Raw genomic sequence first — 11,609 nt, forward strand, 5'->3', positions numbered from 1 at the left:
ATGTTAAACGTACTATTAATCGGTGTAGGACAGTGTGGCAACAGGATTCTTGATGCAATAAACAAGGAAGCTTTTGGCGGGGGGATGGTATCTAAATATTATGGCAAGCAGAAATTCACAAGCCACGTCGAGACAATTGCGATTAATACGGCTGTGAACGACCTGAAGGAATTAAGATTCACAAAAGCCAGGGACAGGATACACGTACCTTATCTCCATGGTGTGGGAGCGAACCGGAGCGTAGGGAAAAATTGTTTCGATGAAAATAAGGAACTTTTGCTCAGTACCATAGAAGAACGGGGGGATTTTGATGTTGCTTTTGTCATTGCATCGGCATCTGGCGGTACGGGATCATCGTTCCTGCCACTCCTTATAGAGGCTATGAAAGAACGGTATAAATTCAATGTTTACGGGGTTCTTGTGCTTCCATTCAGGGAAGAAGGTGCGATTTACCTGCAGAATGCCATCTTTTGCCTGAAAGAAGTCATGGACGGGAAAGCCGATGGGAATCTTATCGTGGACAACCAGTTCTTAAAACATCTTGGCAAAGATATAAAAACCGCTTATGATGGTATCAACAGTACCATTGCGAACCGGTTCCTGTTCCTTTTAAAAGCGCTTGACAGTGAAATGATGATGGTTACCGACCTGGGGGACTTTAAGAGCGTTATGTCCGGGGGCTCAAGGCTTGCTACTATGGGTTACGGCGAGGGTGATAAAAATACTCCCGTCAAGTCGGTTATCAAGCACAGCCTTTCACATGCGGGTCTACTTTTCGAGCTTGACCCTTATAGTGAAGCGAACAGGGCCATGATAATCCTGGAAGGTGACCAGAAGTATCTTAATATTAACGATATTACGAGTGAGGTTGAAAAATTAGCCTGTGAGGTGGGCCAGGTATTCAAAGGAGTGCTTCTGCATAAGGGCGAAGTTCCACGAGTGCTGACAATATTATCGATCGGTGCATCTTCAGAACTGGATAGGCTATTCAAGATCGGGGTAGGGGCGGTAGAGAAACAGCGTGAGAAAAAGGAACTGCTGTCCGAGCAGAATAGGCTCATAGCAGAGAGGCTTGAGGGACTGGAACCTGTATATTGAGCTTAAATATTATAGCGGGCAAACTATAATCAACGTTCAATTTTACAAACCAAAATATTCATATTGTCCAGAGCAGTATCAACCATCATGGCAAAAGATAAGAAACTTGTCCAATCAGGAAATTGCAACGGATGCGGGATATGCGTTACGGTCTGCCCCACAAATACAAAACTGTCAAAGGCCGAGGACTTCGATATCAACACCGCAAAACTTGCGGTCCACGTTACCAACGGCGCGGCTGTAGTGGATTACAACACCTGCATCGCCTGCGGCATATGCTCCAAGAACTGCCCTGTCGGCTCCCTGGCAATGGTCCAGTTATAACATATTGTTTTTAATAATATACTCCGCATGCGGCGCTCTGAAAATGATAATACGGGCAGGGATATCAAAAAAGCCGCAGATATCATAAAAAAAGGCGGGATTGTCATCTATCCGACCGAGACCGTGTACGGCATAGCTGCCAATATTTTTTCAGAAGAAGCCCTGAGGAGGGTATTTGAGGTTAAAAACAGGTTCCCGGATAAACCCGTTTCAGTCGCAGTATCAAGTTTTAAAATGATGGATGAACTGGTATATATCGGCGAAAATGAGAGAAGTTTTATTGAAAAATTCCTTCCCGGACCTGTGACCGTTATACTGAAGAAAAAAAAGACGGTTCCCGATATCCTGACGCCGGGAACTGACCTGGTGGGCATACGCTATCCGGCTCATAAACTTGCAACCGGGTTCATCGAGCTTGCAGGCGTCCCTGTTACCTCGACCAGCGCCAATATATCGGGTGAGGCGCCGCCTGCGAGGGTGGAAGAAATAAAGGTAAGCGCGGACTATATCATTGACGGGGGGGATTGCAGGGGTGAACCTTCGACTGTCGTTGACCTTGTTAACCTGAAGATAGTGCGAAAAGGTGCAAAATACGGGGAAGTACTCGCTGCTCTAAGTCAAATATTCGATATGAATGGGGTGGCTGTGAAATGATATATTGGGGGACAGGCTGGCGCTAACAATCCATTTTTGAATAATCTCATTCGTTTTTGAATAAGCCGGATAGGGTGTTTTGTGGCAATCTGATTGACTCGTATTCCCTCTTCAACAGCAGCGCGTCCCCCTCAAGGTTCGGGCTTTCGCTTATGACCATTCCCTTTATACCAAACTCCGAAAAAACCTGCGCAAGCTCCATGTACTTAAAATCCGACTCCGCGAATACAAGATGCCTTCTCTCACCTTTGTCCGAATATTCTATCCCTGAGACGTGTATGTGCATATTATCAAGCCCTTCGCGCCCAAGCTTTTTCTCTATCTGCTCCAGAACATATGCAAATTCCTCGCGGGAATTGAACTTTCCGGTCCTTGCGTGCAGATGTGAAAAATCGATGCATGGCAAAAACCCCTTCCGTGATATTCATATCCTCGCTCCTTAATTGCTCTATGAGTTCCATTAGCTGCTTTTTAATTTTCCCGTACACCGCCTGCCCTGTTTCTCCCTGGAAATAACCCGCATGGATAACCACGCTTCTTGCTCCGCAGATGCTCCCTATCCTGGCGGAATTAAGTATCCTCTCCCTGCTTTTAGCGAGCGTATCACCCGCGGCGTTAAGATTGATATAATACGGGGCATGCACGCTCAGCCGTACATCAAGCTCCTTTGCCACTTCTGCGACCATGTGCGCCATGGATTCACCCATCCTGATGCCCCGGACGAACTCAAGTTCCATGCATCCAAGACCAAGCTCTCTCACCCGCTTGATACCTGACAGGCTGTCGTTCCCTTTTGAACTGAGCGGGGTGCCGGCTGTGCCAAACAGCAGGCGCTCCATTCAACCTTCTATCGTCGGAGGGGAATAGCCATACCAGGTGCCTTCCTGCTCAAGATAGTACAGCGCATCCTCAAGTATCCTCTTATGTCCTTCTTCGAAGTGAACGAGCTTGTGGAAAAGATCTTTTGTTGATTTAATATCTGTTTTTTGTGCTGCGCCGGAGTATAACTCGATAGACCTTACTTCAGTCCTGATGCCAAGCTTCAGCGCATCCCCGGTCTGCGCTACGTTAAGCGGCTGGAGCGATTCCGGAAAGACGCTGCGCGCCTTTTCCCTGTTCTCTTCATCCATTACCTGGATGTCAATGGACTTACCTGAGAGCTTTTTGTATTCTTTCTCAAGCCATTCCCTGTGGTCGCCCTCATCCTTTGCCAGCCCCCTGAATATAGCCGCTGCGTTCTCTTCCTCAATGATTTCGCTGAATATCGAATAATACTCTTTTCCGTAAATCTCGATCGCTATAGCTTCTTTGAAGATGCCAAGAATCTCGTTGTTCTGGTTTGCCGTATCGTTTCACCCCATGAAAGTTGGCTGCGATTGATATTAAAGATTGGTATGATGCAATAATTTTTAGGGGATGAAACCCATGTATATTAAAACAACAGGTGCTATTATGGCGGATCATCCAAAAGTCAAGGATTACATGACAACGGAAGTGAATACGGTCTCACCCGACAATACGGTCAGGGATGCCATACGGCTGATAAGGAGAACGGGTCATGATGGCTTTCCCGTTGTCAGGGATAGTAGAGTCATAGGATATATTTCTGCGGCTGATATGCTTGAAAAGAGCCTCGATGAGAAAATCTCAAACATCATGAGCAGGGATATGCTTGTGGCGGATACGGAGATGGACATGAACGACGTGGCGCGTGTGATATTCAGGTCTGGCAAATCAAAATTGCCTGTTGTGGACTCAAACGAGCACCTGCGCGGTATTATTACGAATACTGATGTCATACGCTCCCATATAGAAAAAACAAGCCCGCAGAAGGTCTGGACTCTCAAGAAGACGCTTGAAGCTATCCATAACATCCACGTTGATGTGGTTCGTGAGACCGTCAACATTGACGAACTTATTCCGACGCAGCCCAAGGTCTATGCGGATGAACTTGACGGCAGGATATATGAGCTGAAAAAAGGCCTGGCTGAACCGATAGTTGTGATAAAGAAACCGGATAAGCTCATACTTGTCGATGGTCACCACAGGGTCATTGCAGCCAGGAAGCTCGGAATAAAAAGCATGGACGCCTATGTTATCCCGCTGGGGGATGATGTGCGCCTTGGCATGGAAAAAACAGCCGCCTCGGCAGGTCTGCATACACTCTCGGATATCAAGATACTTGATTATGCCAAGCATCCGCTTATCGAGGTAACAAAGAGGCTGAAAAAGAACGACGAGAACGGCCTGACTGATGTGGCGCAATAAGTCCCGGAAATACAGGGACTTTCAGCAAACCACAAGTTTTTATCCATAAACTGCAAGTTTATCCAGTATATCTGTTTTTGAGATAAGCCCTACAATATCCCCGTTCGATCTGACAAGCAGTCTTCCCACTTTCTCTTTGCTAAAGACCTTTACAACCTCATAGAGAGGCAGTTCCGCATCAACGGATATTATCCTCTTGCTCATAATATCCTTTATCTTAAGACTGGTCTTACCATCCGCAAGTGTCTTTCCGATATCGGTAAGTGTCACTATACCCACGATGGCGTTCTTATCTTTAACAGGCGCCCCATGGATTTTATTATCAACAAGGATCCTCGATGCTTCCTGTATCGTGGCTATAGCAGGTATGGTTATGGTCTGTTTTTTGATATAGTTCTTAACAGGTTTTTTGGGCAGGGAAACCATTTCCTGTATAACAAATAATATCGAGTTCTGGATATCATCCCTGCCGATAACTTCCCCGCGCATTACCAGTTTATTAACAGGCGTGGGTCCGATCATGATAATGTCCCCGATATCGAATTTCTTTATATCCCCGATAACGTGTACCGTAGCATTGCAAAGGTCAGGATGCCTGACAGTCGTAAAACTGATCTCAGCGGCTGTCGCGTTAGGGATGAGTTCATCATTCCGCTTTATCGGGACTACGGTCTCTTTTTCCATTTCTAATAAGCAGAGGGCGCGGTATGTCTCGCCGGTCGCCTTGTATCCACCCTTCGGTCCCGGCACACCTTCCACCAGCCCCAGCGCTTTAAGGGACTGCATCTGATTCCTGACAGTCCCGGGGTTCCTGTTTATAACCTCGGCAATATCTTCACCCTTGATAGCCAGTTTCCTTTCCCTGTATAAATTAATTAACGCAGTTAAAATCTCTTTCTGAATAGGCGTGAGTTCCATTGTCTAACTCTCCTGAGTACATATTATATAGAAGGTATGTATATAACTATTGATTATGATAGTTACCCATACACCCTCGGTTTGTTCAATCTCCTATTTATTAAGCTAAAATTAGTATTCATTATTAATAAATATATGCCCTATTTAACATTGATTTATGCTGGTTACCTATCTTTTCTCCCATTTTTGCAGGTATAGCACTTCTGACAGCGTTTTCCCCCTCTTGATCTCATCCCGGATTCTGCGCTCGTTTTTCTCGACTTCAACAGCCCGCCTCGCGACCTCGTATCCCCTCTCTTTGGGTATCACGACAACGCCGTTATCATCCCCTACGATATAATCACCGGGTTTGACTGTTTGACCTCCGCACTGTATCTCTGCGTTTATCTCCCCGAACCCTTTCGGCTCGCCTGCATTAGGCATTATTGAACTTGCGAATACGGGGAAATTAAGCCGCCTGATATCGTCCACGTCCCTCACCGCGCCATCGATCACAACGCCTGATACGCCGTTATTGATACAGCTCAATGTCGCCAGTTCCCCCCAGGGAGCGACGTGCGGACTGCCGTTATAGATAACTATGATATCATCTTTTTTTGCAACATCGATAGCTTCTACGGTCTTTGCCCAGTCGCCCTCAAAGGTCTGGACCGTGACAGCCCTGCCCACAGCTTTGTTGCCGGGACAGATGCAGCGGATGTTCTTCATGGCTCCCTTCCTGTGCATGGCATCGGAGATGTTGGGTGTAGATACACGCCTGAGTAAAAGAAGCGTCTGCTCATCGATTGATCTCTCAGGCTCCTCGGCGACTTCCGGGGCATCGATGCTCCGGCGGATAGCTCTTGCAGACTCTGTTACACTGGATGAACGAACGATGTTCCCTCCTATGATAATTATACTCGCCCCTGATATGACCGCCTTCGCAGCGCTCTGCGCATCCAGCCCCCCGGCTACCGCGACGGGCACGTTAATCTTGAGATCCCTGAGTATCCTGACAGGGTCCTGACCCGTCATCTGCTGATCGATGCCTACATGCACATTGATATAATCAATCCCCATTTCCACCAGTTCTTTTGCTCTCCTTGCCGGATCGTCTGTGGAAATCAGGTCAGCCATGAGTTTCACACCGTATTTACGGGCTGCCCGTACCGCATCCATGATAGCTGAGCTATCGGCGCTGCCGAGAAGGATTACTATATCAGCGCCCGCTTTAGCAGCCATCTCAACCTCAAGGGCACCCGTATCAATGGTTTTCATATCAGCCAGGACAGCATGCTCCGGGAATGCCGCTTTAAGCCTTCTTACAGCGTTCATGCCTTCGCTTTTGATCAGAGGGGTCCCCGCTTCTATCCAGTCCGCCCCTCCTTCTATAGCTTCTTTTGCTATCTGGATAGCCCGGTCTGTCTCTAAAATATCAAGCGCGACCTGAAGTATTGGTTTGATAGTATCACCACAAATAAATTCGTGTGCGTAATTAAAGCTTTAATGGTTGATATCAGCACTGGCGTACAATCCGCTATCTGCTACTATCGCAGGGTTGGATGGGCTTGGTTGAATGGCAGGGTTTTTATACTTTAATGGTTTACCAACCCTCATATATCTATTACTTAAAAAAAAACTAAAGTTTCAAAAAAAGGTGATATGGATGATCAAGGGGAATATTTGTGCAGAGCGTCTGCTCAAGATTGCTATTGGAATTACAATACTGATATTATTGTCCGGCGGCATTGCCGGTGCAGCTCCCTCAACGGGTAACAGGGTATGGGACGGCAGTAAAGGGATGCCGACAACTTACACGTGGAACTCGTACAGTTTTGCAGGATTTTATTACAATCTTAATGATAATCTGGGGACCGAGCAGCTTACTATCAGGAATATAAAAAGAACAATAGATGAAGGCGATATCCGGTACACGACCGCCCCTGCGGAGGTAAGTTTCGGTTATTCGGGCTTTGGCAAATATCAGGTAATCGGTTTCATGGCTGACAAATATTTTGCAGGTTATACCAAAAACAGCATTGTTTCCAACAAAGAAGTAAAAAGCACGCTTGGTAAAAGTCAACTGCACAGGGTGCTTCTTGATGATAATGATAAACGGATTGTTGCCGAGGGCGGTACGCTGACCTTAAAAGAGGGTTATGTACTGAAAATGAAGGAAGTTGACATAGGCGCCGGTCCCGGACAGATATGGATTACTCTATTGAAGGACGGGAACGAAGTTGATAACGGCGTAGTTTCCGGGGATAGTGCCTATATATATTCGAAAAAAGTGGGGAGCGTAATTGACCTGCCGATTATAGCGGTGCATTTTGATAATGTATTCCGCGGCAGGGAAGTGAATGCTGCCTTTGTCAGAGGTGTTTTCCAGCTTTCTGAGTCCTTTACTCTGGTGAGAAACGGTGACAGGTATGGCGAAATGGAGATAAGCGACGTCGGTCTGGGCGGAATCGATATGGAAAACAGGAATTCTATCAGCCTTTCTCCGGGAAATACAGTAGATTTGATGGGTGACCTGAAACTCACGGTCGCAGACAGCGATGTTCTGCGATTTGCCTTATCTGTAGAAAAAACAGGTACTTTCGAAGTAAGGGGAACGGTTTACCCCGCGATTGATGAATGGACGCCCCTGAACTTCGGTCTCAATGTCGGCGGCACGAACATAGGCTTTTACTACGATATAGATCAGGACATAGGGAACGAAAACCTGAGAATCGAGCAGATCAGCGGTTCCTCGATTCCAAGGGGTAAATTAAAATATTCTACATCATCACAGGAGATCGGCTTCGGTTATTCAGGTTTTGGCAAATACCAGGTGATCGGCTTCATGGCTGACAAATATTTTGCAGGCTTTACCAAAAACAGTGCCATTTCCGGAAAAGAAGTAAAAAGCACACTTGGAAGGAATCAACTGCACAGGGTGCTTATTGACGATGATACAAAGCGCATTGTTTCCCAGGGGAGCACATTGACTTTAAAAGAGGGCTATGTGCTGAAAATGAAAGACATAGACATCGGTGCCGGGCAGGGGCAGATTCTGATCGCATTATTAAAGGATGGCAGCGAGGTTGATACCGATGTTGTTTCCGGACAGGATACTTATATATATTCCAAAAAAGTTGGGGCTGAAAGCGATCTGCCCATCATAGCTATTAACTTCGATGATATATTCAGGGGCAGGGAAGTAAATGCTGCCTTTGTAAGGGGCATTTTCCAGATATCCGAATCCTTTATCCCGGTGAAAACAGGGGACAGGTACGGCGAAATGGAAATTAGCAGTGTTGATGCGAATAGTATCAGGATGGAAAATAAGAACTCTATTGGTCTCTCCTCCGGCAGCACTGTAGACCTGATGGGCAATATCAAGTTCAGGGTAGCGGATTCCAGCGATGTCAGGTTATATCCTTTTGTCATGGTGACGCCTGAGATGATTGCGAACCAGCTTTTGATTGACGCTCCTGCCAGGGCTTCTGCCGGAGATGCTATAATTGTAAAAGTTACAGCCGGAGGTAAGGCGGTCGAAGGAGCATCGGTCGGGATTGATTCCGATACCGTACAGACTGACAGGGATGGTATCGTTAATTATACCCTGAAAAAAACACTGGATGGCGGTTTATACAACCTGACCGCGACCAAGCTTGGATACCAGAAGGCAAGCAAGGGCATAGAAATAAAGGAGTATATTGAGAACAGGCTGAGCATAGATGCGCCTGTAAAGGCAAACCAGTTCGAGACAATAACTATAAAAGTTACACAAAACGACCTGCCTGTCAGCGGCGTGACCGTCTTGTTCGACAATATAACAGCAGGTCAGACTGATAGCAGCGGCGCCGTGAAGTACACGCTTGAAGAGAGCGGGACTCATACTATATATGCTTCAAAGAGCGGTTATACCACTGCCGCCAGGGATATTGATATCAGGATGCCTTATTCGGAGTATAAGGCGCTTGATATTAACATCGATCCTGAAGTTGTTTCCACAGGGCAGACGGCTGTGATCAGATCTAACGTAACAAACGCCGGTACGAAAAAAGATACTCTTCCGGTGGTGCTGATAATTAATAACACCGAGGTTGGTAGCAAGCCTGTCACTCTTGCTCCCGGCGAGGTAAAAGAGATCACCTTCAATCAGGAAGTAGCTCTGCCGGCGGGTAATTACACGGTCGAGATACTCGGGCAGAAGAAGCTGATAGAGGTCAGGGAATCATCCCCGGTTAATATTTTTCTGATCCTGGGAATAATAATTGTCGTAGGAGCGATTATTATTTACTACATGACAGCGAAAAAAAGTATATTTGAGGTAATAAAAAAGCCAAAATGAAAAGAGAAGAAGGATATTGAGCTTATCTGCCAGGCTCTATTATGTGTTCCTTTGCCGCCGCGGTCGTCTCCCTTCCCTGCGGCGTCCGCTTGATGAATCCTACCTGGATTAGATACGGCTCATAAACCTCTTCGATAGTCCTGACCTCTTCACCTATGGAGATAGCGATTGTCTTGACACCCACAGGACCGCCTCCGAAATCTTTTGCGATCACTTTAAGGATGCGCCTGTCAAGGTCATCAAGCCCGAGCCTGTCTATGCCCAGCATGGTCAGTGCATTATCCGCAACCTCCTGCGTTATTTCCCCGGCAGCTTTCACGATCGCAAAATCCCTCGCCCGCCTGAGCAGTCGGTTGGCGATACGGGGTGTGCCGCGGCTGCGCTTCGCGATTTCCAGCGCACCGTCGGCTGTTACGGGAATGACCAGAATAGAGGCGCTTCTCTTTACTACCTGCACAAGTTCATCAACCCGGTACAGGTTAAGCCGCGCAGTGAAACCGAACCTGTCCCGGAACGGTGAGCCCAGCATGCCGATTTTTGTGGTTGCGCCGATAAGGGTAAAACTTTCAAGATTAAGTTTTATAGACCTGGCGCTCGGTCCTTCACCTATCATGACGTCGATCTCAAAGTCCTCCATTGCAGGATACAGGATTTCTTCGATAACATGATTGAGGCGGTGGATCTCGTCTATAAAGAGCACATCCCCTTTCTTGAGCGTGGTCAGTATAGCAGCAAGGTCGCCCGGGCGCTCAAGCACCGGTCCTGATGTAGCTTTGATGCCTGTGCCCATCTCGTTCGCTATTATATGCGCAAGCGTGGTCTTGCCAAGGCCGGGAGGTCCTGAGAAGAGGATATGGTCAAGAGGTTCTCCGCGTTTTTTGGAGGCTTCGATAAATATTTTCAGGGATTCCTTGAGGGAACTCTGCCCGATGAATTCATCAAGCTTTGCAGGACGGATCGTAGTATCTTCACTTTCGTCTCTCAGCGGGGTTGATGCAATGATTCTTTCTTCCATGTTAAGTATTCGTACCCTTTTATGAAGTCGTCTTCGACTGATTTAATAGATTTCTTATCTCCCGCTGTTTATATAAACATTCTCCCGGGTTGGCTTGCGGATTTTGGTACTTCTTGGCGCGCTTAAAAATTGGGAATATAGCGTCTTTGTTTCATCAAAAAGGGCAGCGCGGCGGGTGAGGTTGTGAAGGAGATGCGGCGGAATGAAATTAAGAAGATTTACCTCTCCTTCAACCTCGCCAGCGCCGCCTTGACCAGTGCCTGCACCGTTGGTTCCTTTAATCCCGCAGCTACGGCATCCACAGCCTCTTTAGCCTCGCGTTGCGTAAATCCAAGGGAGACAAGGGCGCTCACGGCATCGTAATTAGCGCTGCTTACGCCGGCAAGCACGACCCCTTCCATCTTCTTTTTCATCTTGTCCCGGAGTTCCAGTATCAGCCTCTTCGCATTTTTTGGACCTACACCAGAAATGCGTGTAAGGACTTTCTCATCCTCATTGATTATCGCTGCTGCAAGTTCCTCAATCCTAATCTGGGAAAGGATATTAAGCGCTATCTGGGGTCCCACTCTCGTAACACTGATAAGAAGTTTGAACATCTCAAGCTCGCTTGGGCTTGTAAATCCGTAAAGCATGAGCGCATCCTCCCTGACCTGCAGGTGCGTGTACAGCTTTACCTTCTCTTTCCTGTCGCCAAGTTCAGCAAGTGCAGGCTGCGTGACATTGACCTGATACCCAATGCCTCCGACATCAATCACCACAAAACTCTCGCCCCTGTGCGCTATTTCTCCATAGATATGTGAAATCATATTGATTCTTCAACAGTTGAAGATTCGCCTCTTTTGCATTTCTTAATATCTCCTTCGCATATTACATTTGATATATGTTTAATTTTATTTAAGGGCTTTTGCCTGTTAATAGATGTTGTTAACATAAGAAAGAGCTGTAACATATGTTATCAGTCCCGGAATTAATCTCTTTAGATACAAACAACGAACTAATACGAACTCGTACGAA

General features: G+C 46.8%; 12 protein-coding genes. 5 read left to right on the forward strand and 7 right to left on the reverse strand.

Annotated elements, in window-relative coordinates; all coding sequences use genetic code 11:
• The 3 genes from MNV_RS13185 to MNV_RS13195 all read left to right on the forward strand — a co-directional run bounded on the left by MNV_RS13185 (position 1) and on the right by MNV_RS13195 (position 2,076).
• Positions 1-1,098, forward strand: coding sequence for an FtsZ/tubulin family protein (locus MNV_RS13185; RefSeq protein WP_096206420.1), 1,098 nt, complete (start codon positions 1-3; stop codon positions 1,096-1,098).
• Positions 1,099-1,185: 87 nt separating this feature from the next.
• Positions 1,186-1,422, forward strand: a complete 237-nt coding sequence (locus tag MNV_RS13190) for a 4Fe-4S binding protein (protein WP_096206421.1) — start codon at positions 1,186-1,188, stop codon at positions 1,420-1,422.
• Positions 1,423-1,449: 27 nt separating this feature from the next.
• Positions 1,450-2,076, forward strand: coding sequence for an L-threonylcarbamoyladenylate synthase (locus MNV_RS13195; protein WP_096206422.1), 627 nt, complete (start codon positions 1,450-1,452; stop codon positions 2,074-2,076).
• A gap of 46 nt (positions 2,077-2,122) precedes the next feature.
• Here the strand turns inward: MNV_RS13195 and MNV_RS21035 are convergent, their stop codons facing one another.
• The 3 genes from MNV_RS21035 to MNV_RS13205 are packed head-to-tail and all read right to left on the reverse strand — an operon-like array spanning position 2,123 to position 3,401.
• Positions 2,123-2,362 (reverse strand): apurinic/apyrimidinic endonuclease family protein, encoded by a 240-nt coding sequence (locus MNV_RS21035; RefSeq protein WP_306453647.1) that lies wholly within the window; start codon positions 2,360-2,362, stop codon positions 2,123-2,125.
• A 4-nt stretch (positions 2,363-2,366) separates the two neighbouring features.
• Positions 2,367-2,915: a TIM barrel protein gene (locus MNV_RS13200; RefSeq protein WP_306453648.1), complete on the reverse strand. Its 549-nt coding sequence runs from the start codon at positions 2,913-2,915 to the stop codon at positions 2,367-2,369.
• A complete protein-coding gene (locus tag MNV_RS13205; RefSeq protein ID WP_096206423.1) occupies positions 2,916-3,401 on the reverse strand; it encodes a ferritin family protein in 486 nt (161 codons plus the stop codon).
• A gap of 100 nt (positions 3,402-3,501) precedes the next feature.
• Between MNV_RS13205 and MNV_RS13210 the strand changes: the two genes are divergently transcribed.
• Positions 3,502-4,344, forward strand: a complete 843-nt coding sequence (locus MNV_RS13210; protein WP_218838025.1) for a CBS pair associated ParBc domain-containing protein — start codon at positions 3,502-3,504, stop codon at positions 4,342-4,344.
• 39 nt (positions 4,345-4,383) lie between these two features.
• On the opposite strand, the gene MNV_RS13215 is transcribed toward MNV_RS13210, so the two are convergent.
• Together MNV_RS13215 and hxlA are read right to left on the reverse strand one after the other, a co-directional pair.
• Positions 4,384-5,262 carry a CBS domain-containing protein gene (locus MNV_RS13215; RefSeq protein WP_096206425.1) on the reverse strand — a complete coding sequence of 293 codons (879 nt, stop codon included), beginning with the start codon at positions 5,260-5,262 and terminating at the stop codon, positions 4,384-4,386.
• A gap of 168 nt (positions 5,263-5,430) precedes the next feature.
• Positions 5,431-6,720 carry a 3-hexulose-6-phosphate synthase gene (hxlA, locus tag MNV_RS13220; protein ID WP_306453651.1) on the reverse strand — a complete coding sequence of 430 codons (1,290 nt, stop codon included), beginning with the start codon at positions 6,718-6,720 and terminating at the stop codon, positions 5,431-5,433.
• A gap of 187 nt (positions 6,721-6,907) precedes the next feature.
• Here hxlA and MNV_RS13225 point away from each other — a divergent pair, with 187 nt between their 5' ends.
• Positions 6,908-9,580, forward strand: a complete 2,673-nt coding sequence (locus tag MNV_RS13225; RefSeq protein WP_179293988.1) for an S-layer protein domain-containing protein — start codon at positions 6,908-6,910, stop codon at positions 9,578-9,580.
• A gap of 22 nt (positions 9,581-9,602) precedes the next feature.
• Here MNV_RS13225 and ruvB read toward each other — a convergent pair whose 3' ends face one another.
• Both ruvB and ruvA read right to left on the reverse strand, forming a co-directional pair.
• On the reverse strand, positions 9,603-10,595 hold the full coding sequence (gene ruvB / locus MNV_RS13230) for a Holliday junction branch migration DNA helicase RuvB (RefSeq protein WP_096206428.1): 993 nt from the start codon (positions 10,593-10,595) through the stop codon (positions 9,603-9,605).
• 218 nt (positions 10,596-10,813) lie between these two features.
• Positions 10,814-11,401 (reverse strand): Holliday junction branch migration protein RuvA, encoded by a 588-nt coding sequence (gene ruvA, locus MNV_RS13235; protein ID WP_096206429.1) that lies wholly within the window; start codon positions 11,399-11,401, stop codon positions 10,814-10,816.
• Positions 11,402-11,609: the final 208 nt, after the last annotated feature.

The sequence above is a fragment of the Candidatus Methanoperedens nitratireducens genome, assembly GCF_900196725.1.
GTDB lineage: Archaea > Halobacteriota > Methanosarcinia > Methanosarcinales > Methanoperedenaceae > Methanoperedens > Methanoperedens nitroreducens_A.

Coding starts and splice junctions, on each gene's coding strand:
- MNV_RS13185 (WP_096206420.1), top strand. CDS start 1: ATGTTAAACGTACTATTAATCGGTGTAGGACAGTGTGGCAACAGGATT.
- MNV_RS13190 (WP_096206421.1), top strand. CDS start 1,186: ATGGCAAAAGATAAGAAACTTGTCCAATCAGGAAATTGCAACGGATGC.
- MNV_RS13195 (WP_096206422.1), top strand. CDS start 1,450: ATGCGGCGCTCTGAAAATGATAATACGGGCAGGGATATCAAAAAAGCC.
- MNV_RS21035 (WP_306453647.1), bottom strand. CDS start 2,362: ATGCACATACACGTCTCAGGGATAGAATATTCGGACAAAGGTGAGAGA.
- MNV_RS13200 (WP_306453648.1), bottom strand. CDS start 2,915: ATGGAGCGCCTGCTGTTTGGCACAGCCGGCACCCCGCTCAGTTCAAAA.
- MNV_RS13210 (WP_218838025.1), top strand. CDS start 3,502: ATGTATATTAAAACAACAGGTGCTATTATGGCGGATCATCCAAAAGTC.
- MNV_RS13215 (WP_096206425.1), bottom strand. CDS start 5,262: ATGGAACTCACGCCTATTCAGAAAGAGATTTTAACTGCGTTAATTAAT.
- MNV_RS13225 (WP_179293988.1), top strand. CDS start 6,908: ATGATCAAGGGGAATATTTGTGCAGAGCGTCTGCTCAAGATTGCTATT.
- ruvB (WP_096206428.1), bottom strand. CDS start 10,595: ATGGAAGAAAGAATCATTGCATCAACCCCGCTGAGAGACGAAAGTGAA.
- ruvA (WP_096206429.1), bottom strand. CDS start 11,401: ATGATTTCACATATCTATGGAGAAATAGCGCACAGGGGCGAGAGTTTT.